This window comes from Mariniluteicoccus endophyticus (assembly GCF_054780035.1).
In genome coordinates, this window is record NZ_BAAGXC010000017.1 from 40,382 (window position 1) to 63,679 (window position 23,298).

Below are 23,298 nucleotides of genomic sequence, written 5' to 3' on the forward strand. Positions count from 1 at the left end.
GTTCACGTTCAGTCGTCGCCCTCAGCGGGGGTGTCGAGCGTACGCACGGCCGCGGCGAACGCGTCGCCCCGCGCGCCGTACCCGGCGTACATGTCGAGCGAGGCGCATCCCGGGGCCAGCAGCACCACGTCACCCGGTCGGGCCATGGACGCGGCCGCCTGCACGGCCTCGGTCATGGCTCCATCATCGACGGCATCGACGACGACGACCGGGACATCGGGCGCGTGTCGGTCAAGTGCGTCCTTCACCACGTCGCGGTCGACGCCGAGCAGCACAGCACCACGCAGGCGCTTCGCGACCGACGGCACGAGCTCGTCGAACGACGTGCCCTTGGCCTGTCCCCCGGCCACCCACACGATCGACTCGAAGGCCTTCATCGACGACGCGGCCGCCGCCGGGTTGGTCGCCTTGGAGTCGTCGACGTAGGTCACTCCGTCGACCTCGGCGACGGTCTGGATGCGGTGCCCCCCCAGCTGGAGATCACGCAGGCCCTGCGCGACCGCGGCCGCGGGTACGCCCAGGCTGCGCGCCAGTGCGGCCGCAGCGAGGGCGTTGGCGACGTTGTGGGGGGCGTACGGCTGGACGTCGTCGACCTTCGCGAGCTCGAGCGCCGAGCTCTTGCGCTGCTCGATGAACGCCCGGTCGACGAGCATGTCGTCGACCACGCCGAGCATGGACATGCCGGGGGTGCCGAGGGTGAAGCCGATGGCCCGCGCACCCTCGGTGACGTCGGCCTCCTCCACCATCCGCTCGGTGGCCGGGTCCTCGACGTTGTAGACGCACGCATGGGTGACGCGCTCGTAGATCCTCGCCTTGTCGGCGGCGTACTCCTCGTAGGAGGCGTGCCACTCGAGGTGGTCGGGCTGGAGGTTCAGCACGGCCGCCGAGTGGAGCTGCATGGTGTGGGTCGAGTGGAGCTGGAAGCTCGACAGCTCGACGACGTACGCGTCATAGCTGGTGTCGGTGTCGAGGACGGCCTCCATCACCGGCCGGCCGACGTTGCCGACGAGCGCGACCGACAGGCCCGCGGCGCGCAGGATCGAGTCGGTCATCTGGACCGTCGTCGTCTTGCCGTTGGTGCCGGTGACGCCGAGCCACGGCGTACGCTCCTCGACCGGCAGGTGGGCCGCCGACAGCTGCCAGGCGAGCTCGACCTCCGACCAGATCGGCGTGCCGGCCTCCCGGGCCTGGGCGAGGATCGGCGTGACGGGCCGCAGGCCGGGCGAGGCGACGACGAGGTCGGTCCCCTCGGGAAGGGACGCCGTGGCGCCCGCCCCCAGCGTGACGCGCGCGCCCAGCTCGGTGAGCAGGTTGGCCTTGTCGGTGTTGGCCGGCGAGGCGGAGTCGTCGAGCACGGTCACGGTCGCACCGGCCTCGAGGAGCCCGTCGGCCGCGGCCATGCCGGAGCGGCCCAGCCCGACCACGACCACGTGGCGCCCCTCGACGGGGGCGCGGTTGAGCTGGGGGCGGTTCGCCGGGTCGAGCGGCGAGGAGGGCTGGTCGCTCACTGGGCCGCCACCCACTCGGCGTAGAAGATGCCGAGCCCGGCACACACGCAGATGCCGGCGATGATCCAGAACCGGACGACGATGGTCGACTCGCCCCAGCCCATCAGCTCGAAGTGGTGCTGCAGCGGTGCCATCTTGAACAGGCGCTTGCCCTTCGTGAGCTTGAAGTAGCCGACCTGCAGGATCACCGACAGCGTGATGAGGACGAACAGGCCGCCGATGATGACCAGCAGGAGCTCGGTGCGGGTGAAGATCGCCAGCCCGGCGAGCGCGCCGCCGAGCGACAGCGAGCCCGAGTCGCCCATGAAGATCTTGGCCGGCTTCGTGTTCCACCACAGGAAGCCGAAGCAGGCGCCGGCCAGCGCGATGGAGACCACCGCGAGGTCGTAGGGGTCGCGTACCTCATAGCACTTGGGACCGGCGGTCTCGAACGACGCGCACGACTGATTGTATTGCCAGATGTTGACAAGGGTGTAGGCGCCGAACACCATCGTCGACGCGCCGGTGGCGAGGCCGTCGAGGCCGTCGGTCAGGTTGACGGCGTTGGAGGCGGCGGCGATGAGCAGCGCGATCCAGGCGATGGCGAGCAGCCACGGCAGCTTCAGCAGTGGGATGTCGTCGAGGAACGAGATGAACTGCGAGGCCGGCGTGATGCCACGCTCGTCGGGGAAGCTCAGCGCCATCCAGCCGAACGAAACGGCCACCAGGGTCTGGCCGATCAGCTTGGCCTTCGAGTCGAGGCCGAGCGAGCGCTGCTTCGAGATCTTCGTCCAGTCGTCGAGGAAGCCGACGAGGCCGGTACCGAGGAACAGATAGAGCACGAGCATGCCCGACGCCGTCGGCGGCGACCAGGTGAGCAGATGGGCCAGGAAGTACGCGAGCACCACCGCGATCATGATGACGATGCCGCCCATCGTCGGCGTACCACGCTTGGTGTGGTGGCCGGTGGGGCCGTCGTCGCGGATGAACTGGCCGTAGCCGTGCTTGACGAGGATGCCGATCGCGATGCGCGTCCCCAGGAGGGTGAAGACCATCGCGAGCGCTGCGGCGAGCAGGATCGTCTTCATCGGGGTTCGCCCTTCGTGTCGTCTGCGTCGGCGGTGACCTCCTCGGTCACCGCGTTGTCGTCGGCCAGCACAGCCTCGGCCACCTTCTCGAGGCCGACCGCGCGGGAGGCCTTGACGAGCACGAGGTCGTCTGGCCCCAGATCAAGCATGCCCATGACGGCATCGCGATCGGTGGCGACACGCGCGTCAGGGCACCCGGCCGCCCGCGCCCCGGCGACGACCTCGGGCGCGTTCTCACCGAGCGCGACGACGTGGTCGACCTGCAGCGAGCCGGCCGCCCGCCCGGTCGCCTCGTGCTCGGCGGCGGCGGTCTCGCCCAGCTCGAACATCTGGCCCAGGACGGCCCAGGTGCGGGCCTGGGGGCGCGTACGCCGGCGTGCGCGGGCCACCGCGGCCAGCGCCTCGATCGCGGCGATCATCGAGTCGGGGTTGGCGTTGTAGGCGTCGTTGATGACGACCACGCCGTCGGCGCGCTCGCTGAGCTCCATGCGCCAGCGCGAACGGGCCCGCGCGTCGGTGAGGGCCCGGGCGACGGCTTCGGGGTCGACGCCGGCGGCGATGGCGGCGGTGGCGGCTGCCACGGCGTTCGCTACCTGGTGGCGCCCGACGAGGGCGAGGCGTACGCCGGCTGTGCGCGGTGTGTCAACACCCGGCAGGCGCACGTTCATCGTGAAGGAGTGGCGGTCGAGCTCGTCGGCGGTCACGTCGGAGGCCCACACCGCGAGCTCGGCGTCCTCGACGGCCTGTTGGCCGCCGCCCGCGGCGAACATGGCGACCCGTGCCCGGGTGCGGTGGCGCATCTCGCGCACCAGGGGGTCGGTGGCGTTGAGGACGGCCCAGCCGTCGGCGGGCAGGGCCTCGACGAGCTCGCCTTTCGCCTCGGCGATGCGTTCCTGCGAACCGAACTCGCCGACGTGGGCCTGGCCGACGTTGAGGACGATGCCGATGCGCGGCGGCGTCAGCCCGCACAGGTAACTGATATGGCCGATGCCGCGCGCGCCCATCTCGGAGATGAGGAAGCGCGTCGAGAGTCCGACGCCCGTGGCCGTCAGGGGCAGCCCGATCTCGTTGTTGAAGGACCCGACGGGGGCGACGGTCTCCCCGGCGGGTTCGAGGAGCTGGGCGAGCAGGTCCTTCGTGGAGGTCTTGCCGGCCGATCCGGTGACGCCGAAGACGGTCAGCGCCTCCTCGCCGCGCGCCGGGTCGGCGGCGCGGTCGACGACGTGGCGCGCGAGCCGGCCGAGGGCGGCCTGAGCCGAGTCGACGACGAGGCACCCGGCCGCGACCTCGGGGGCAAGGCCCTCGGGGACGCGCTCGCAGAGCGCAGCGGCCGCGCCGGCGTCCGCCGCGGCAGCGATGTAGTCGTGGCCCTCCACGTGCTCGCCGTCGAAGGCGACGAACAGCGAGCCGGCGGTGGCCTTCCGCGAGTCGATGCACACGCCGGGGCCGACAAGGCGGTCGCCAGCGTCGTGGAGGAGGTCGCCCTGCGGCGGCCGCGCGCCCACGGCGCTGGCGAGCTCGGCGAGGGTCAACGGTTCCACGAGTCCTCTTCTCTCCCCGGTCGGGGTGTGTTCGAACGGAGTGCCGCCCACTGCTGCGCGACCACGGTCGCATCGTCGAAAGGTGTGACGACGCCACGGATGTCCTGCCCCTGCTCGTGGCCCTTGCCGAGCACGAGCACGATGCCGTCGGGCCCCGCCTCGCGCAGGGCGAGCCGGATGGCGGCCCGCCGGTCGCCGCCGTCGACGACGACTCCTCTGGCCTCCCGCGCGCCGTCGAGCACCTCGGCACGGATCGCGGCGGGTTCCTCGGAGCGCGGGTTGTCGTCGGTGATGACGGCCAGGTCGGTGCCCGTGACGGCGGCCCGCCCCATCGGCACCCGCTTGGTGCGGTCGCGGTCGCCACCGCAGCCCAGCACGACGACCAGGCGGTGACCGTCGGCCCGGCGCGGGGCGAACGAGGCGACGGCGGCGGTCACGGCGTCAGGGGTGTGGGCGAAGTCGACGTACACCTCGGGCGCGCGCTGCCCCGTCGGCGTGGCGTCGAGGAAGACCCTCTGCATGCGCCCGGGGACCTGCGCCTCGTCGAGCCCGCGGGCGGCGGCGTGAAGGTCCAGACCCGCCAGGTCGACCATTGCCAGCGCGGTCGCGGCGTTGCGCACGTTGTGGTCGCCGGGCAGGCCGAGCACGAACGTGACGTCCCCCGACGGAGTGGCCAGGGTGACCTCGGGGCGCCCGTCGGCAACTGAGGCGACCTCGCGTACCCGGTAGTCGGCCGCGGACTCCCACCCGAAGGTGCGGATGTCGACGTCACCGGCGGCGCGGACGCGCTCGAGGAGGCGGACGCCCCAGGGGTCGTCGGCGTTCACGACCGCGGCGCGGGTGTGGTCTGCCGTGAACAGCGACGCCTTGGCGTCGAAGTAGGCGTCCATCGTGCCGTGGAAGTCGAGGTGGTCGCGGCCAAGGTTGGTGAAGCCGGCGACGTCGAAGTCGATGGCGTCGGCGCGGTGGAGCGCCATGGCGTGGGACGAGACCTCCATGGCGACCCAGTCGGCGCCCCGCTCGGCCATGATCGCCAGCAGGGCCTGCAGCTCGGGCGACTCGGGGGTCGTGACGGTCGTGCGCGCGACGTCGAGGGCCTGCCCGTCGAGCCGGAACCCGATGGTGCCTATCGTGCCGGTCCGGTGGCCGAGCGCGCGCAGCGCGTACTCGAGGAGTAACGCCGTCGTGGTCTTGCCGTTCGTGCCGGTGACACCGAACATCGCGAGCCGCTCGGCCGGCCGACCGTAGACGGTCGCGGCGACCTCCGCCATGGCCCGACGCGGGTCGTCGACGACCACCACGGGGACGTCGACGTCGAGTTGGGCGGCACCGGCGGGATCGGTGAGCACCGCGGCCGCACCGGCGGAGACGGCACCTGACGCGTACGCCGCGCCATGGGCCCGCGCCCCCGGCAGGGCGACGTAGAGGTCGCCCGGCTGCACGAGCCGCGAGTCCAGCGTCGCCCCCGTGAGGTCGGCGGTTCCGGGGTCGGGTACGCCAAGACCCGCGACGGCCGTGGCGAGGGCCACGGGTCGCGGGTGCGGGCGGGAAGGTGCAGCGCTCACGACGTCGACGTTATCCAAGTCGGCACGTCGTTCGCATCGTGCGCGCGGAGGGGCGGCTCACCAGTCGTATCCCTTCAGCGTGCGCGCCGGCGGCGGCGTCGTCTGCAACGGCACGCCGTAGCGCGGCAGCGCCGTGCGCATGATCTCGTACTGGGGCCATCCGGCGATGGCGCCGCCGGTGTGGCCGTTCTTCGGGTCGTCGACGACGACGTAGGTGAGGATCTGCGGGTCGTCGGCCGGGGCCATGCCGACGAAGGACGCGGTGTAGCCCGAGTACTTGCCGAGCTTGGCGTCGAAGTTCTCCGACGTACCGGTCTTGCCGCCGATGCGGTATTCGGCCATCTTGAACTCCTTGGCGAACCCGTCGGGGCCGACCACGGTCTCCATCATCGAGGCGACGTCCTTGCTGGTCGCCTCCGACACGACCCGCCGCTTCTCGCGCGGCGGCAGCGGGACGGCGTTGCCGTTGGCGTCGGTCGCCGACTTGAGGATCGTCGGCTGGTTGTATACGCCCCCGTTGAGGACGCCCGACAGCGCGGCGGCATTCTGCAGCGCCGTCACCGACAGGCCCTGGCCGAAGGAGATCTGGTCGCGCACGGCGTCGTTCATGTCGGCGGGCGGGAGGAAGCCGGTGCCCTCACCGGGCAGCTCGATGCCCGTCGGCTGGCCGAGGCCGAAGTTCTTCAGGTATTCGCGGTACTGCGCCGTGGGCATCTGCCGCGTCAGCATGATCGTGCCGATGTTGGACGAGTACATGAGGACGCCGCGTGCGGTCGCGTTGGCGTAGCCGTGGTACCAGACGTCCTTCACCACGCCACCGCCGGACTTGATGCTGGGGGGCACCACCAGCTTCGTGTCGGGGGTCGCGTGGCCGGAGTCGATGAGGGCGGCCATGGTGAGGACCTTTTGGACCGAGCCCGGTTCGAACGCCTGGGTGATGGAGCGGTTGAACATGTCCTCCGAACGGGCGGTCGCCGGCGTGTTCGGGTCGAACGTCGGGACGTTCGCCATGGCCAGGACCTCGCCGGTCTTGATGTTCATGGTGATCGCGGTGCCCGAGCGGGCGTTGGCCTGCTTGACCTGCGCGGCCAGCGAGCGCTCGGCCACCTGCTGTAGCTCGGTGTCGATCGTCAGCTGGTAGCTGGTGCCGTCGGCCGGCGGCGTGACGACGTTGGAGCCGAGCGGGATGCGGTAGCCCTTGGAAGCCTCGAAGATCTCCTTGCCGTCGGTGCCAGCCATCTCCTTGTTCATCGACAGCTCGACACCGCCCAGACCCTTGTTGTCGGCTCCGACGAACCCGATGAGCGCGGCGGCCGTCTCTTTCTCCGGGTAGGTGCGGATCGGGTCGGACTCGCGGGCCACACCGTAGATGTCACGGTCGTTGAGATCGGCGGCCAGCCGCTGGTAGGTCGCGGCGGGCACCTTGCGCGCCAGCACCGAGTAGCGCGAGGGCGCCGGCTTGGTGAGCGCCTTGACGTAGTCGTCACGCACTCCGCCGATGTGCTTCATCAGCAGGTCGGCGACCTCGTCGACGTGGTTCGGCATCTCCTTGCCGTTGGGGCCCTTCGTGCCGGGCGGGGGGTTGATGAGCTGCGGGTCGCAGAAGACGAGCACGGCGGGGGCGGTCTCGGCGAGGATCGTCCCATAGCGGTCTGTGATCTGTCCGCGGGTCGCTGGCAGCTTCATCGTCTGCGTCATGCGGCGGGCTGCCTCGGCCGCGTTCGCCTGGGAGTCGAAGCCCTGCAGCTGGAGCAGGCGCGCACCGCAGAACGACATGATGACCGCCAGGGCCAGCACGACGACGCGTACGCGGCGGCGGCCATCGGCGAGCGGGATGCGCAGCGGCGGACGCTGGCCTCGCCGGGCGGAGCGTACGCGGGCGGCCGCGCGCGGGTCACGCCGCGTGCGGCCGCTCTGGGGGCGCGCGGGGCGGGATGTGCGGGATGTGCGAGAGGTCGGGCGGGAGCCGTTGCGGGGCTTGTCGTCCATCATCGGGCACCATTCGGGTTCGCGGGCTGGGCGTTGGTGTTCGAGCCGGGGTTCTTCCTGGCGTCCGCCTCGGCCTTGGCCTTCGCGTCCGCCTCGGCCTTGGCCTTCGCGTCAGCCTCGGCCTTGGCCTTCGCGTCGGCCTCCGCCTGCGCGCGGGCGTCGAGGATGCGCTGCTTGGCATCTGCGGCGGCCTTCACCTCGGCGTTCTCACGGTGCTCGGCGGCGTTGACGGCCTCGGCACGGTTGTTCGCGGCGATCTCCTGCGGCGACAGCGTGAGCGCCTCGGGCAGGTAGTAGGGGTCCTGGGCCTGCGGCTTGCCGGACACCTTGCCATCGACGAGGCTGACGTACGCGATGCCGTGGTTCGGGCGCAGTCCGATCGCCGTGGCGCGCCGGTTCAGCTCGCGCGCCGACGAGGCCTCGATGACGTTCTGCTGGAGCTCACCCTCGGTGTAGGCCAGGTCGGCCGCGTGACGCTTGAGGCGGTTGGCCTCGAACGCCTGGTTCTGCAGCGTGGTGTTCAGCAGGAGGAGCCCCACCATGCCGACCGCGAGGATCGACGCGACGAGGATGAGGAAGGGGATGCGCCCGACGCGCGCGGTCCGCGGGCGCGGCACGATGCGCAGGCGGCTGGAGCCGGTGCGTTCGACGTCGTGCTCGGTCTGCTGCAGGGCGCTCATCAGGCCTCCTCGATCCGTTCGGCGACGCGCAGCCGGGCCGAGGCTGCGCGGGGATTGGTGGCGATCTCTTCTTCGGCGGGCTTCTCGGCACCCCGGGTGACCAGGCGCAGCTCGGGGCCCATGCCGGCCGGGACGACGGGCAGGTCACGCGGTGCGCGCGACTCCGAGGCCCTGCGCAGCACGTGCTTGACGGCCCGGTCCTCCAGCGAGTGGTAGGCAAGCACGGCGATGCGACCTCCCACGGCCAGGCGCGAGACGGCGGCGGGGAGCATGCGGTCGAGCACCTCCAGCTCGCGGTTGACCTCGATGCGCAGCGCCTGGAAGGTCCGCTTGGCCGGGTGTCCCCCGGTCTTGCGGGCCGCGGCGGGGATCGCGTCGGCGACGACCTGGACGAGGCGGGCCGAGCTGGTGAAGGGGCCGTCGGCCTCGCGGGACGCGACGATGCGGCGGGCGATCCGGTCGGCGAAGCGCTCCTCGCCCCACCACTTGAGGATGCGGGCCAGCTCCCCCGCCGACCAGGTATTGACCAGCGTGGCGGCGGTGACGTCCTGCTGGGTGTCCATGCGCATGTCGAGCGGCGCATCGGTGGCGTACGCGAAGCCGCGGTCGGTGCGGTCGATCTGCAGCGAGCTCAGGCCGAGGTCGGCGAGGATGCCCTGGACGCGGCGCACGCCGAGGTCGTCGAGCACGTCACCGATCTCGTCGTAGACCGCCTCGACGGCGGTGAACCGGTCACCGAAGCGCTCGAGCCGTGCGGTGGCGTGGGCGATGGCCTGGGGGTCGCGGTCGATGCCGATGACCCGGGCCTGCGGGCAGCGCTCGAGGACGGCCTCCACATGGCCGCCGAGGCCGAGGGTGCAGTCCACGTGGATCGAGCCCGGCGCGGTGAGGGCGGGCTCGAGGAGGTCGGCGATCCGGGCACACATGACGGGCACATGACGTGCCGTGGGCTGCTGCTCCATCTCGACCCTCCCCGAAATGCTCCGGCCCGGTCCCGGGCTCGCGTACTTCTCTTCGTGTCTCTCGCCCCTGTCGGGCCCCGACCGTCGTGCGACGGGCCGTGGGGCCAGGTTTCGCCCCGAGAGGCGGCGGGAAGTGTGACCTGGCACCGGGGAAGGTGCGCCAGCTCACTCGCCTCTCGGGCCGAAGCCTCGTCCCACGGACCGTCCGTCACTCGCCCAGGGCGAGCGGCGGGACGATCTCCTCGTTCATCTCTGCGAACACCGATTCCTGCTCAGCGGAGTACTGCTCCCACGCGGCGGAGTCCCACACCTCGACCCGGTCGATGGCACCGACCACGACGATGTCCTTGTCCAGCCCGGCGTACTGCCGGAGCTGGGCGGGCACCGTGATGCGGCCCTGCTTGTCCGGGACCTCGTTCGAGGCACCCGCGGCCAGCATGCGCTGGTAGTCGCGGACGCCCTTTACGGTCGAGGGACCGGACGCCATCCTCCGGGCCATGTCCAGGAACGTCGCCTCGGGATAGATCGCCAGACAGCGGTCTTGACCGCGACTGATGACCAAGCCCTCCGCGAGCTGTTCACGGAACTTCGCCGGGAGGAAGAAACGACCCTTCTCGTCGAGCTTCGGTTGGTGGGTCCCCAGAAACATCGCTGAGGTCACCTCCCCGCTCCCCGAGTCGAGCCATTTCGCTCCACTGCGCTCCACTGTACTCCACTTCCCCCCACTTGGGGCAAGTCATCGCTCCCTTTTCGCCGTGTGTCGCGCCTTCCTCCGTGTGCGTCGCAACCGCAGGGATGCCCCGGGGAGCGATGTGGAGAAGGCGGTGGAGCAGCCGGGCGGCATCGGGAGGCCCCGCGGCGCGCGGCGGGGAGGACGGTGGAGCAGGGCGGGGAGGAAGGTGGGTGACCCGAGCCGGCCGGTGATGGGGCGTCCAGGTGGTGGGGCGTGGTGGAGCACGTGGTGGGGCGTGACCGGCCCCTCGCGTACACCCTCCCCCCTCCGCCGATCCCGAATCGTTATCTTTGCCGCAGACGCGTAAGGTGTGCCTTCGGGTGTCGTCGCTGCGCGGCCGCCTGCACATTCGAAGACCCACACGGAGGACGAGTTGAGTTCCACCCACCACGAGTCGGGCCCCCACACGGCGTCGAACCCCATCGTCGGCCGTCGCGGCGCGGGCCCCCGTCAGGGCAGCATCCAGGACGTCGTGACGACGATGGGCAAGGTGCGCGCCGCGATCGAGTCCGTGATCGAGGGGAAGCGTGAGCCCATCGACCTGGCCCTCGTCGTGCTGCTGGCCGAGGGCCACCTGCTGCTGGAGGACGTCCCCGGCGTCGGCAAGACGATGCTGGCCAAGGCGATCGGCCGCTCCATCGACTGCTCCGTGCGACGCATCCAGTTCACCCCTGACCTGTTGCCGTCGGACATCACCGGTGTCTCCGTCTACAACCAGGAGAGCCGCGAGTTCGAGTTCAAGCCGGGTGGCATCTTCGCAAATGTCGTCGTCGGCGACGAGATCAACCGCGCCTCGCCCAAGACCCAGTCGGCCCTCCTCGAGTCGATGGAAGAGCGCCAGGTGTCGGTCGACGGCATCACCTACGAGCTCGAGCTGCCGTTCATGGTGGTCGCGACCCAGAACCCGATCGAGATGGAGGGCACCTACCCCCTCCCCGAGGCCCAGCGCGACCGCTTCATGGCCCGCATCCAGATGGGTTACCCGACCAAGTCCTCCGAGCTCGACATGCTCGAGCACCACGGCTCGAAGGATCCGCTGGCCGCACTGCGTCCCGTCACCGACTCCGCCACGATTCAGGGCCTCATCGAGGCCTGCAAGACGGTCTACGTCGCCCCCGCGGTGAAGGAATACCTGATCAACCTCGTCAACGCCACGCGCGAGTCGCGTGACCTTCGCCTCGGTGCGTCGCCGCGTTCGTCGCTGCAGCTGCTGCGCGCCTCACGCGCCCACGCCGCCATGCAGGGCCGCGACTACGTCAACCCCGACGACGTGGCCTTCCTCGCCGGCCCGGTGCTGTCGCACCGCGTCCTGCCCTCGACCGACGCCCAGCTGGCGCGCCACACGGTGAACGACATCATCGCGGCGATCCTCCGCTCGGTCCCGGTCCGCGACAAGTGAGTCGCCGTTGAAGCGCAACCCGTGGAACCTACTCACCGCCCGGGGGAAGTTCTTCCTGCTCGCCGGCCTCGGCATCGTCCTCGGGGCGATGCTGCTCGGCGAGCGTGACGTCCTCTGGCTCGGTGCCCTTCTGGTGCTGCTGCCCGGCGTGGCGCTGTTCCTGATCACGCGCACGCGCCTGCGTCTCGCGTGCGAGCGCGGCTTCGAGCACGGCCAGATCGAGATCGGCCAGTCGCTCGAGGGCCAGCTCACGCTGACCAAGCGTGGCTCGCTGCCCGCGGGCCTGCTCAAGTTCGAGGAGCACGTGCCGCCGGCGCTGGGACGCCGCCCACGCTTCGCCGTCAACAACACCACCGGAGCCTGGGAACGGACGATCAACTACCCGATCATCGGACACCAGCGCGGCCGCTTCCGCATCGGCCCCCTGCTGGTGCGCTCGACCGACACGTTCGGCTTGGTGAAGTTCGACCGCCAGTTCACGGCGACCTCCGAGGTGATGGTCACCCCCACCATCCACTCGCTGGGCTCGATGAACAACATCGTCGGCGGCGGGTCGTCGGGCGAGTCCCGCCCCCAGAAGGTCGGCGTCGTCGGCCACGACGACGTCCTCATCCGCGAATACCGTCAGGGCGACGACGTGCGGCGCGTCCACTGGCGGTCGACCGCTCGCCGCGGCGAGCTCATGGTGCGCCGTGAGGAGCAGGCCTGGGATCCCGCGGTCACGCTCATCCTCGACTCGCGCAAGTCCGCCCACGGCGGCGTGGGCCGCGACTCGTCGTTCGAGTACGCGGTCTCGGCCGCCGCCTCGGTTGCCCTGCACTTCATGGAGGACGGCTTCCGCGTCGAGCTGTTCGACGCCGACGGATCGATGCTCCCCCACAGCGACACCCCCACCGGCCGCCAGCAGACGTTGACGACCTTCACCGACGCCGAGCTGTCCACCAACAGGCTGCTGGCCGACGGGCTGAGCCACTCGATGCTCGGCACCCAGGGCCAGCTCGTCGTCGCCGTCACCGGGCGCCTGACCCCGCAGGACGCCGAGATGCTGCTCCGCGCCCGCCGCCAGAAGTCCCAGGGTCTCGCGATCGTCGTCGACGCCGACTCGTTCGTGCCCCGTCGCGACCGTGCCGACGCCGATACCCAGGCCGACCACGACCAGGCCGTTGCCACACTCAAGGACCACCTTTGGCGGGTCGTCGAGGTGAGCCGCACCACCGACTTCGCCGAGGCCTGGCGGGATCTCGAACGGATCGGGGCGATGATCTGATGGCACTCTCCCTGAAAGTCTCCGACCGGTCAGCGATCGCGACCGTCGTCGCCGTCTCCCTCGCCGCGGCCACCATCAAACCGTTCACGCAGGACTGGACCTACCTGATCCTGTCGGTCGTGCTCTGCATCGCCCTCGGTGCCGCGTCCGCCGTGCTGCGACGCCTGCGCCTGGGTGAGCTCGTCACGTTCGGCGTCAACCTGCTGCTGCTGGTCGGCTTCCTGTTCTCGATGGCGCTCGGGCTCGGCGGCGAGGGCAGCAACGTCTTCACCCGAATCGTCGGCCTCTATGTCAGCGGCGTCGAGCACATGGCTACCCAGGCGCCGCCGATGAGCGACCACCCCGGCGTACGTCTGATGTTCGTCACCGCGGTGGGCCTGATCTACCTCGTCACTGACATGGTGGTCCAGGCGATCGAACGACCCGTCTGGGCGATCGCTCCCCTGTCGTGCCTCTACCTCGCCCCGGCGCTCGGCCTGATGGGCGAGGACGTCGGCATGATCCCGTTCGTCCTGCTCGTGGTCGGCTACATGGGGATCCTCCTCGCCGAGGGCATCAATACCTCCGAGCGCTGGCCGCGCGGCGTACGCCGCAGCTCGGCAGACCGCGCCTCGGCGCCGCTGGCGTGGCGCCTCGCCGCGCTCGTCGCGATCCCGGCGACGATCCTCGCCCTGACGCTCGGCAGCTTCGTGCCGATCCGGACGTCTCAGGGCTGGGGTCTGAGCAAGCCCCGGGGCAACGAGGGCCCGCTGACGCTGCAGGACCCGACCCAAGACCTGCGCCGCAACCTGAACCAGCCCGAGAACCGTACGGTCATGACCTACAGGACCGACCAGCCCGAGGGCACCTACCTGCGCATGGCCTCGCTGCCCGTGTTCAGCGCGGCCGGCTGGCAGAACGCGTCGATGCAGCTCACCGGCGGCAGCGACCTGCCCCCGGCACCCGGCTACAGGATCAAGCCGGGACAGAAGCAGCGCACCACCGAGCTCCAGGTCCTCGACTTCCGCGCCGAATACCTGCCGCTGCCGTACGCCGCCGACTCGTTCAACGCGCGCGGCGAGTGGAGCTATGACCGCGACTCGCTCGTGGTGCTCGCCACCGGCGGCGACCGCATGAATCAGCTGCCGAACCTGCAGTACACGGCGAAGTCCTACGACGTCGTCCCCGACGGTCCCGGGCTGGCCGCGGCCAACTCGACCAACCCGCCGGACGCCCAGCTCACGATGCCGATCCCCCAGGACCTGCCCGACTCGATCGTCAACAAGGCGCTCGAACTGACCCGTGACCAGCAGGCGCCGGCACTGAAGGCGGCCGCGATCCAGGCTTGGCTGCGCTCGCCCGAGTTCCAGTACTCCACCGAGCCCCAGCCCGGTTCGGGATACCAGGCGATCGAGAACTTCCTGTTCAAGGACAAGAAGGGATACTGCGAGCAGTTCTCCACGTCGATGGCGATGATGGCTCGCATCGTCGGCATCCCGTCGCGCGTCGCCGTCGGCTTCCTGCCCGGAGAGCGCGTCGGCGACCACTACGAGGTCCAGATCCGCGACATGCACGCCTGGCCCGAGCTGTGGTTCGAGGGCTATGGATGGGTGCGCTTCGAGCCCACCCCGTCGGTCGCCTCTCCCCCGGCATGGACGATCGCGGCCCGTGGCACCGGCGAGAGGCCGATCACCGGCAACACCCCGACCCCGCAGCCCGAGCAGACGGTCGCCCCCACCGAGGAGCCGACCCCGACGCCCGAGCCGGAGCCGACGCAGGTACCGGTCCCGCCGGCCGGCCCGCAGTTCCCCATCTGGCAGGCACTCGCCGCCGCCGGTCTCGTGGCACTGATCGCACTCCTCGCGGCCAGCCCCATGCTGATCCGCAACCGTCGCCGTGACATCCGCCTCACACCGGCTGCCGACCCCGGCCTGCGCGTCGAGAACGCTTGGGACGAGGTACGCGACTCAGTCATCGACCACGGCGGCAAATGGCCCGTGGGCTCTCCGCGCGTCATCGGCGCGCTCATGGCCCACGACCTCGACCCGACCTCGGGCAAGGCCATGAAGGCGCTGTCACTCATGGTCGAGCGGGCCCGCTTCGCCCAGACCCATCACCCCGCCGACGACCTCACCCCCCTGGTGCTGCAGATCCGCGAGGGCATCCTCAACGGCACCGAGTGGGACGACCGGTTCATGGCCACATGGTGGCCGAGGTCGCTCTGGATGCGCCTGTTCCGCAAGATCAAGTAGGGGGATTGGTCCGGCTCGCGCCCGCGCGTGGCCCGCGCCCTGATCAGTTCGATCAGCGGGCGCGTCGCGCGGGCTGCGGGCGATGCCGCCGCGTCGGCGCACCCCACCCCTTCACCAAGGGCGACCGGGTCGGCCACAACCTGCACAGTGCCGCGCACGCCGCCCTGACCCGCGAGGCGCACGGGAGCTCCACCCTGCTCTACTCCCTCAGGCGCCCACACAACGGATCATTCTGCTGATTCAGCACGCTCCTCGGCCCGGGGCCGCGAGCGGGTCAGGCCTCAACCCGCGTGTGTGCAGGTGGCGCAGGTGCAGCTGTCGCAGGCGCAGTTGACGCAGGCGTCGTTGCAACCCTCGCACTCGCACTTGTTGTGGTTGCAGGTCGGACAGGAGCAGCCGTCGCAGGCGCAGGTCGCGCAGACGCAGCCCTCGCACTGGCCACACGAGCATGTGGCGCACTCGTCGTAGTGGACGCCGCCGTTGGCGTCGACGTGCTCGCGGTGGGCGTGGCCGCCGTGGATGTAGTCGACGTGGTCGAGGTGGATGACCGCCTCGTGGCCACAGCCGGGCCCGTGGGTGTGGGTGTGGGACTCGGCCTGGGTGTGCGTTGCAGTCATGGGAAGTTCTTCTCGTCGATTCGGATTCCTTCATTTGACCACGAGAAACAGAAATTCCAAAGGTGGAACGGATTTCCAGAACACTTTCTCAATGCGCTGGAAACCGTTTTCGAACCACGTGGGAATGGATTCCGGAACGGGTCCGACAAGGCGGGTCAGTCGACCCGGTCCAGCACGATGGGCTTGGCGTCCACTGGCCGGTCGGACACCGCGTACGCCCCGTCCAGCGCAGCCAGCGCGCGCTCGAAACGCTCGGGAGTGTCGGTGTGCAGCGTCAGCAGCGGTGCTCCCTCGGAGACCTGGTCACCCGGCTTGGCGTGGATCTCGACGCCGGCACCGGCCTGGACCGGGTCTTCCTTGCGTGCGCGACCGGCGCCGAGGCGCCAGGCCGCGACGCCGACGGCGTACGCGTCGAGCGATTGCAGCACTCCCGAGGCGGGGGCGGCCACCACGTGGCTCTCGCGGGCGACGGGCAGCTGGGCGTCCGGGTCGCCGCCCTGGGCGGCGATCATGCGCCGCCACGTGTCCATGGCGCGGCCGTCGGCGAGCGCGGCCGCGGGGTCGATGTCGGGGCGTCCGGCAGCCGCGAGCATCTCGCGGGCCAGCGCCACGGTCAGCTCGACCACGTCGGCCGGTCCCCCGCCCGCGAGCACCTCGACCGACTCGCGGACCTCGAGCGCATTGCCCGCGGTCAGGCCTAGCGGCGTGGACATGTCGGTCAGGAGCGCGACGGTGCGTACGCCGGCATCGGTGCCGAGGTCGACCATGGTGCGGGCCAGCTCGCGGGCGTCGTCGAGGTCCTTCATGAAGGCGCCGGAGCCGACCTTGACGTCGAGGACGAGCGCGCCGGTGCCCTCGGCGATCTTCTTGCTCATGATGGAGCTGGCGATCAGCGGAATCGCCTCGACGGTCCCGGTGACGTCACGCAGCGCGTACAGCTTCTTGTCGGCCGGGGCCAGGCCCGACCCGGCGGCGCAGATGACGGCGCCGACGTCCTCCAGTTGGCCGAGCATCTCCTCGTTCGACAGGCCCGCGCGCCAGCCGGGGACCGACTCGAGCTTGTCGAGCGTGCCGCCGGTGTGGCCGAGCCCTCGCCCGGACAGCTGCGGCACGGCGACACCGCACGCCGCGACGAGCGGGGCGAGCGGCAGCGTGATCTTGTCGCCGACACCGCCGGTGGAGTGCTTGTCGGCGGTGGGACGCGACAGCGACGAGAAGTCCATGCGCTCGCCCGAGGCGATCATCGCGGCGGTCCAGCGGGCGATCTCGTCGCGCGACATGCCGTTGAGCAGGATCGCCATCGCGAGCGCCGACATCTGCTCGTCGGCGACCACCCCGCGTGTGTACGCGCCGACCACCCAGTCGATCTGGGAGTCGGTCAGGGTCTGCTTGTCGCGCTTGGCGCGGATGATCTCGACGGCGTCGTGCTGCTCACTCATGCCACGAGACTATCGACCACTCCCCTGGCGACGAGGCGCTCGTAGATCTCGCGCGTCGCGCGCGACCGGTTGAGGGTGAAGAAGTGCAGCCCGGGCGCGCCGAGCTCGACGAGCCGCTCGCACAGCTCGGTGGCCAGGTCGAGGCCCACGGCACGCACGGCTGACGGGTCGTCACCGGCGGCCGCCACGCGCTCCAGCATGGCAGCCGGGAGCGGGGCACCGGCCAGGTGTTCGAACCTGGCGACCTGCCTGAGCGACGTGAGCGGCATGATGCCCGGCCAGATCGGGATGTCGCAGCCGACCTCGCGCGAGCGCTCGACCAGCCTGGCGTACGCGTCGGCGTCGAACAGCAGCTGGGTGATGGCGAACTCGGCACCCGCGTCGCACTTCTCCTTGAGGATGCGGGCGTCCAGCTCGGCCGACCCCTCCGGGTGGACGTGGGGGAACGCGGCCACGCCCACGCAGAAGTCGCCGCGCGACTTCACCAGCTCGACGAGCTCGGTGGCGTTGGCCAGCCCTTCGGGGTGGGGGCGCCAGACGGCGTCCCCCGCGACCGGGTCGCCGCGGATGGCGAGCACGTGCTCGACGTCGGCTTCGGCGTACTCGTCGATGACGGCCTCGAGCTCGGCCCGGGACTGGTCGGTGCACGTGAGGTGCCCCATGACACGTACGCCATGGCGGCGGGCCAGGGCCGTGGCGGTCTCGACGGTACGCCCGCGGTTGGAGCCGTTCGCGCCGTAGGTGACCGCCACGAAGTCGGGTGCGAGGTCCTGCAGGTCGAGGACGGTCGACTGGAGGTCCCAGGCCTCGATGACGTTGCGGGGCGGAAAGAACTCGAACGACATCATGGGGCGCGCCGTCGACACGAGGTCTTCGGTAATGCTGGCGCGCTGGGTCATGACGGCTCCTCGTGAAGGTGTCGGGGAGCCAAGCCCACCACGACCGGGCCGTCAGCACGGACCCCGTTCAACCGGTGGACGGGGGCTGATCCTGCGCCGACGCGCCCCTAGGCTGCTGGGATGACCAATCCTGCGCACTCGTCCCTCCGGGCCGCCCTGATTGACTCCGTCGTCGTCGCCGACGGGGCGATGGGCACGATGCTGCAGACGTTCGACCTCACCCTCGACGACTTCGAGGGCCACGAGGGCTGCAACGAGGTCCTGTCGGTGACCCGCCCCGACGTGGTCGACGCTATCCACGAGGCCTATCTCGCCGCCGGTTCGCAGGCGATCGAGACCAACACGTTCGGCACGAACCTCGCCGCCCTCGGCGAGTACGGGATCTCCGACCGCATCGCCGAGCTCGCCGAGGCGGCAGCACGGATCGCGCGTACGGCCGCCGACCGTCACGCCGCACCCGACTCGCCGCGCTGGGTGCTGGGATCCGTGGGGCCGGGCACGAAGCTGCCGACGCTGGGCCACGTGCGCTTCGCCGAGCTGCGCGAGGCGTACCGCACGCAGGTCGCCGCCATGATCGCTGGCGGCATTGACGGCGTACTCGTCGAGACCTGCCAGGACCTCCTCCAGGCCAAGGCCGCCGTCATCGCCGCCCGCGACGCCATCGCCGAGGCCGGCCGTGACATCCCGCTGGTGGTGAACGTGACGGTCGAGACGACCGGCACCATGCTGCTGGGTTCCGAGATCGGTGCGGCGCTGACCGCGCTCGAGCCGCTCGGCATCGACGTGATCGGCCTCAACTGCGCCACCGGTCCCGCCGAGATGGGCGAGCACCTGCGCCACCTCTCCCGCCACGCCCGCATCCAGGTCGGCTGCATGCCGAACGCCGGCCTTCCCGAGCTCACCTCCGACGGAGCGCGCTACCCGCTGGGGCCCGACGACTTCGCCACGGCCATGACCGACTTCGTGCGCGACCACGGGCTCGCTCTCGTCGGCGGCTGCTGCGGCACCACCCCGGAGCACATCTCCCGCCTCGTCGCGGCCCTCGACGGCGTCGAGCGGGGGATGCGTACGCCGGAGCCGGTGAGCGCGGTCTCGTCGCTGTACGCCGAGGTGCCGCTCGCGCAGGAGGTGTCGTACCTGTCGATCGGCGAGCGCACCAACGCCAACGGCTCGAAGGCGTTCCGCGAGGCCATGCTCGCCGGGGAGATCGACGAGTGCGTCGAGATCGCCCGCGAGCAGGTGAAGGACGGCGCCCACCTGCTCGACCTGTGCGTCGACTACGTGGGCCGCGACGGCGTCGCCGACATGGATGAGATCGCCGGACGCCTCGCGACGGCGTGCACCCTGCCGATCGTGCTCGACTCGACCGAGCCGCCCGTGCTGCAGGCCGGCCTGGAGCGGCTCGCCGGTCGCTGCGTCATCAACTCGGTCAACTACGAGGACGGCGACGGCCCCGGGTCGCGGTTCGCGCGGATCATGCCGCTGATCAAAGAGCACGGCGCCGCCGTCGTCGCCCTGACGATCGACGAGGAGGGTCAGGCCCGCACGGCCGATTGGAAGGTACGCGTGGCCTGCCGGCTCATTGACGACCTCGTCGGCAACCACGGCATGGACATCGGCGACATCATCGTCGACTGTCTGACGTTCCCCATCGCCACCGGCCAGGAGGAGACCCGCCGCGACGCGCTGGAGACCATCGAGGCCATCCGCGAGCTGAAGCGCCGTCACCCCGGCGTACGCACCACCCTGGGCGTGTCGAACGTGTCGTTCGGGCTGTCGCCGGCCGCGCGTGTGGTGTTGAACTCGGTGTTCCTGCACGAGTGCGTTGAGGCCGGGCTCGACTCCGCGATCGTCCACACCGCCCGCATCCAGCCCATGAACCGGATCCCCGACGAGCAGCGCGAGGTCGCGCTGGACCTCGTCCACGACCGCCGCCGTGAGGGCTACGATCCGCTGACCCGCTTCCTCGAGCTGTTCGACGGCGTCACGACCGCCGACACGAAGGCCGAGCGGGCGGCCGCGCTCGCCGCGCTGCCCGTCAGCGAGCGGCTGCAGCGTCGCATCGTCGACGGCGAGGACAAGGGGCTGGAGGCCGACCTCGACGAGGCGCTGCAGTCGAAGAAGGCGCTGGAGATCGTCAACGACGACCTGCTCGAGGGCATGAAGGTCGTCGGCGAACTGTTCGGCTCCGGGCAGATGCAGCTGCCGTTCGTCCTCCAGTCGGCGCAAGTCATGAAGAAGGCCGTCGCCCACCTCGAGCCCCACATGGAGAAGGTCGAGGGCGACGAGGGCAAGGGCACCATCGTCCTGGCCACGGTGAAGGGCGACGTCCACGACATCGGCAAGAACCTCGTCGACATCATCCTGACCAACAACGGCTACACGGTGGTGAACCTTGGGATCAAGCAGCCCGTGAACGGCATCCTCGACGCCGCGACCGAGCACCGTGCGGACGCCATCGGCATGTCCGGCCTGCTGGTGAAGTCGACGGTGGTGATGAAGGAGAACCTCGAGGAGATGAACTCCCGCGGTGTGGCCGACCTGCCCGTGCTGCTCGGCGGCGCGGCGCTGACCCGCGCGTACGTCGAGCAGGACCTGCGCGAGGTGTACGCCGGCGAGGTCCGCTACGCCCGCGACGCGTTCGAGGGGCTGCGGCTCATGGACGCGGTGATGGCGGTCAAGCGTGGCGTACCCGGCGCCGCGCTGCCCGAACCGCGGCAGCGCCGCGTGCGCTCCACGACGCCCGACCTGGAGGTCGAGGAGTCGACCGAGCGCTCGGCCGCCGTCGAACCCGCGCCGGTGCCGACGCCGCCGTTCTGGGGCACGCGCGTGGTGAAGGGCATCAAGCTGGCCGACGTCGCCGAATGGCTCGACGAGCGCGCGACGTTCATGGGCCAGTGGGGCCTGAAGGGTACGCGCGGCGGCACCTCCTACGAGGAGCTGGTCGAGACCGAGGGACGCCCGCGCCTGCGCGCGTGGCTCGACCGCATCCACCGCGAGAAGATTGCCGAGCTCGCCGTGGTCTACGGCTATTTCCCCTGCTACGCCGAAGGCAACACCCTGGTGCTCCTCGACCCGGAGACCACCCGCTCTCCGAGCGAGCGTCATCGAGACGAGGAGATCGCCCGGTTCACGTTCCCGCGCCAGCGCCGCGGCGACCGGTTGTGCCTGTCGGACTACTTCCGTACGCGGGAGCAGGCCGCCGAGCACGGCCCCGACGTGGTGCCGCTGCAGCTGGTGACGATGGGCGCCCGCGTGGCGCAGGTGACCGCCGACCTGTTCGCCGGCGACGACTACCGCGACTACCTCGAGCTGCACGGCCTGTCGGTGCAGCTGACCGAGGCACTGGCGGAGATGTGGCACGCCCGCGTACGCGAGGAGCTCGGTCTGGGCGCCGACGACGACGCCGACATCGACACGATGGTGCGCGACCAGGCCTACCGGGGCTGTCGCTACTCGTTCGGCTATCCGGCCTGCCCCGAGCTGGAGGACCGGCGTACGCTCGTGCGACTGCTCGAGCCCGAGCGCATCGGAGTGGAGCTGTCGGAGGAGCTGCAGCTGCACCCGGAGCAGTCGACGGATGCGATGGTCGTGCACCACCCGCAGGCGTACTATTTCAACGCGCGCTGAGATCTGGCCGGAGTGGCGCGGGTGGGGCCACGGCCTCGCCCGCGCGGACGCCGATCAGGAGATCAATTGTCTTCCTGGCGCTTCTTCCAGCGCTCTTCCATCTTGTCCATGAAGGCGTTGGACGAGTTCGTCGAGCCGGTGCTGACACGGGGCCCGGGCTGGGCGGGCTGGGGGTTCTCGACCTTCTCGAACGACGTGATGGCCACGACGGTCGAGGCGAGCATGGCGACGAATCCGAGGACCGAGACGACCCAGTGGGTCTGGATGCCGGCGACCAGCATCACCGCACCGAGGACGAACCCGAGCCCGGCGAGCGCGGCGCGACGGCGGCGCAGGCGGCGGTTCGAGGCACCTCCACGGAGGGCATGGGCGAACTTGGGGTCTTCGGCGGCCAGCGCGGCCTCCATCTGCTCGAGCAGTCGACGCTCTTCTTCCGACAGTGCCACTGGTCCTCCTCCCACCTTCTTGTCAAGCAACCCCCTCGGCGGGGCTGGAACCATTCTAGGTGTCCGACGGCCCAAACCGGAACCCACCCGAGGGTGAGGATTGGTTCACGCTCGACGCCGAGGACGGGTCAGCGATGCCCGGCTGACGGCCTGGGGCCCGAACCGTTGGATGGCGGCATCCATCGCCTGCTCGGCCTCCCGCCAGCCGCGCTCGGGCTCGGTCAGCTCGGGCTGCCAGTGGGCGTCGTCGGCGTCGACGAGCCCCTCCACGCGTACGCCGACCTTGCGTACGCGCGCCCGCTGGAGCGCGAGCCGGTCCCACAGGGCGACGGCCTGGGCGTGGATGGCACCGGTCTCGTCGGTGGGCGTACGCATCGTGGCCGAGCGCGTGATCTGGGTGAAGTCGGAGAACCGGACGGTGAGGACGACCGTGCGCCCCATCACCCCCGAGGCGCGCATGCGCGCCGCGGTGCGCTCGGCCATCCGCAGCAGCTCGCGGCGCACCACGGCCGGGTCGTCGGTGTCTCGGCCGAACGTCTCCTCCGAGCCGACGCTGCGCTCGGCGACGTGTCCCACGACCGGACGCGGGTCGCGGCCCCACGCGAGGTCGTGGAGCAGGCGCCCCTGGTGGGGGCCGAACGCGCGCTGGAGGGTGGCCGGGGGCAGGTGAGCCAGATCCGCGACGGTGTGGAGGCCGAGGCGGTGGAGCTTCTCGGCGGTCGCCTCGCCGACGCCCCACATCTTCTCGACCGCGAGCGGGTGGAGGAACGCGACGACGTCGGCGGGCACGACCTCGCGCAGGCCGTCGGGCTTCGCGGAGGTGGAGGCGAGCTTGGCGACGAACTTGGTGGGGCCGATGCCGACCGAGCAGGTGATGCCCTGCTCGTCGGCGACCTGGGCGCGGACCATCTCACCGATCCGGGAGGGCGCGCCCAGGCGGCGCAACGAACCGGTGAGGTCGCAGAACGCCTCGTCGATGGAGGCGTGTTCCACCGTCGCGGTGACGGACTCGAAGATGGCGAACACGCCGCGGGACGCGTCGGTGTAGGCCTCGAAGTCGGGCGGCACGACGACCGCGTCGGGGCACAGGCGTCGGGCACGGGTCATCGGCATGCCACCGCTGACCCCGTGGGACCGAGCCTCGTAGGTCGCCGACAGCACCACCCCGCGGGTGGCCCCGCCGACGATGACCGGGCGCCCGCGCAGCTCGGGGCGGCGACGCAGCTCGACCGAGGCGTAGAAGGCGTCGATGTCGACGTGCATGATCACCGGCGCGCCGCGCGTGGCGCCGCCTGGTTCGTGCTCGTCGAGAGGGACGGCCACCG

At 70.8% G+C, this 23,298-nt stretch carries 17 protein-coding genes; 4 read left to right on the top strand and 13 right to left on the bottom strand.

What is annotated here, in order from left to right; all coding sequences use genetic code 11:
* Window positions 1–8: 8 nt before the first annotated feature.
* From murD to mraZ, 8 genes are all read right to left on the bottom strand, one after another.
* The gene (gene murD, locus ACYVGD_RS07455) at window positions 9–1,508 is read right to left on the bottom strand and encodes a UDP-N-acetylmuramoyl-L-alanine--D-glutamate ligase (protein WP_460742573.1); all 1,500 of its coding nucleotides are present in this window, start codon (window positions 1,506–1,508) and stop codon (window positions 9–11) included.
* Entirely contained in the window at window positions 1,505–2,575 is a 1,071-nt protein-coding gene (gene mraY, locus ACYVGD_RS07460) for a phospho-N-acetylmuramoyl-pentapeptide-transferase (protein WP_460742575.1), read from the bottom strand. The genes murD and mraY overlap by 4 nt, the downstream gene beginning before the upstream one ends.
* Window positions 2,572–4,116, bottom strand: a complete 1,545-nt coding sequence (locus tag ACYVGD_RS07465) for a UDP-N-acetylmuramoyl-tripeptide--D-alanyl-D-alanine ligase (RefSeq protein ID WP_460742577.1) — start codon at window positions 4,114–4,116, stop codon at window positions 2,572–2,574. Before ACYVGD_RS07465 ends, mraY begins: the two co-directional genes overlap by 4 nt.
* Window positions 4,104–5,681, bottom strand: coding sequence for a UDP-N-acetylmuramoyl-L-alanyl-D-glutamate--2,6-diaminopimelate ligase (locus tag ACYVGD_RS07470; RefSeq protein ID WP_460742579.1), 1,578 nt, complete (start codon window positions 5,679–5,681; stop codon window positions 4,104–4,106). The genes ACYVGD_RS07465 and ACYVGD_RS07470 overlap by 13 nt, the downstream gene beginning before the upstream one ends.
* Window positions 5,682–5,738: 57 nt before the next feature.
* The gene (locus ACYVGD_RS07475) at window positions 5,739–7,670 is read right to left on the bottom strand and encodes a peptidoglycan D,D-transpeptidase FtsI family protein (RefSeq protein ID WP_460742581.1); all 1,932 of its coding nucleotides are present in this window, start codon (window positions 7,668–7,670) and stop codon (window positions 5,739–5,741) included.
* A complete protein-coding gene (locus tag ACYVGD_RS07480; protein WP_460742583.1) occupies window positions 7,670–8,350 on the bottom strand; it encodes a hypothetical protein in 681 nt (226 codons plus the stop codon). Before ACYVGD_RS07480 ends, ACYVGD_RS07475 begins: the two co-directional genes overlap by 1 nt.
* Entirely contained in the window at window positions 8,350–9,312 is a 963-nt protein-coding gene (gene rsmH / locus ACYVGD_RS07485) for a 16S rRNA (cytosine(1402)-N(4))-methyltransferase RsmH (protein ID WP_460742585.1), read from the bottom strand. Before rsmH ends, ACYVGD_RS07480 begins: the two co-directional genes overlap by 1 nt.
* 208 nt (window positions 9,313–9,520) lie before the next feature.
* Window positions 9,521–9,961, bottom strand: a complete 441-nt coding sequence (gene mraZ / locus ACYVGD_RS07490; RefSeq protein ID WP_460742896.1) for a division/cell wall cluster transcriptional repressor MraZ — start codon at window positions 9,959–9,961, stop codon at window positions 9,521–9,523.
* A 565-nt stretch (window positions 9,962–10,526) separates the two neighbouring features.
* Here mraZ and ACYVGD_RS07495 point away from each other — a divergent pair.
* Genes ACYVGD_RS07495 through ACYVGD_RS07505 form a run of 3 tightly spaced genes read left to right on the top strand, consistent with a single transcriptional unit; the run spans window position 10,527 to window position 14,942 of the window.
* Window positions 10,527–11,444 (top strand): AAA family ATPase, encoded by a 918-nt coding sequence (locus ACYVGD_RS07495; protein WP_460742898.1) that lies wholly within the window; start codon window positions 10,527–10,529, stop codon window positions 11,442–11,444.
* A 7-nt stretch (window positions 11,445–11,451) separates the two neighbouring features.
* Window positions 11,452–12,711 carry a DUF58 domain-containing protein gene (locus tag ACYVGD_RS07500; RefSeq protein ID WP_460742587.1) on the top strand — a complete coding sequence of 420 codons (1,260 nt, stop codon included), beginning with the start codon at window positions 11,452–11,454 and terminating at the stop codon, window positions 12,709–12,711.
* On the top strand, window positions 12,711–14,942 hold the full coding sequence (locus ACYVGD_RS07505) for a transglutaminase family protein (protein WP_460742589.1): 2,232 nt from the start codon (window positions 12,711–12,713) through the stop codon (window positions 14,940–14,942). Before ACYVGD_RS07500 ends, ACYVGD_RS07505 begins: the two co-directional genes overlap by 1 nt.
* A gap of 281 nt (window positions 14,943–15,223) precedes the next feature.
* Here ACYVGD_RS07505 and ACYVGD_RS07510 read toward each other — a convergent pair whose 3' ends face one another.
* The 3 genes from ACYVGD_RS07510 to ACYVGD_RS07520 form a co-directional block, all read right to left on the bottom strand.
* Window positions 15,224–15,559 (bottom strand): hypothetical protein, encoded by a 336-nt coding sequence (locus tag ACYVGD_RS07510; protein WP_460742591.1) that lies wholly within the window; start codon window positions 15,557–15,559, stop codon window positions 15,224–15,226.
* Between the two features lie 155 nt (window positions 15,560–15,714).
* The gene (locus ACYVGD_RS07515; protein ID WP_460742593.1) at window positions 15,715–16,998 is read right to left on the bottom strand and encodes a thymidine phosphorylase; all 1,284 of its coding nucleotides are present in this window, start codon (window positions 16,996–16,998) and stop codon (window positions 15,715–15,717) included.
* Entirely contained in the window at window positions 16,995–17,897 is a 903-nt protein-coding gene (locus ACYVGD_RS07520; RefSeq protein ID WP_460742595.1) for a methylenetetrahydrofolate reductase, read from the bottom strand. Before ACYVGD_RS07520 ends, ACYVGD_RS07515 begins: the two co-directional genes overlap by 4 nt.
* 120 nt (window positions 17,898–18,017) lie before the next feature.
* Between ACYVGD_RS07520 and metH the strand changes: the two genes are divergently transcribed.
* Window positions 18,018–21,527: a methionine synthase gene (gene metH / locus ACYVGD_RS07525; RefSeq protein ID WP_460742597.1), complete on the top strand. Its 3,510-nt coding sequence runs from the start codon at window positions 18,018–18,020 to the stop codon at window positions 21,525–21,527.
* Window positions 21,528–21,589: 62 nt separating this feature from the next.
* Here the strand turns inward: metH and ACYVGD_RS07530 are convergent, their stop codons facing one another.
* Together ACYVGD_RS07530 and dinB are read right to left on the bottom strand one after the other, a co-directional pair.
* Complete coding sequence (locus ACYVGD_RS07530) at window positions 21,590–21,973, bottom strand: DUF3040 domain-containing protein (protein ID WP_460742599.1); 384 nt, start codon at window positions 21,971–21,973, stop codon at window positions 21,590–21,592.
* 105 nt (window positions 21,974–22,078) lie between these two features.
* Window positions 22,079–23,296 (bottom strand): DNA polymerase IV, encoded by a 1,218-nt coding sequence (gene dinB / locus ACYVGD_RS07535; RefSeq protein WP_460742601.1) that lies wholly within the window; start codon window positions 23,294–23,296, stop codon window positions 22,079–22,081.
* Between the last annotated feature and the right edge of the window lie 2 nt (window positions 23,297–23,298).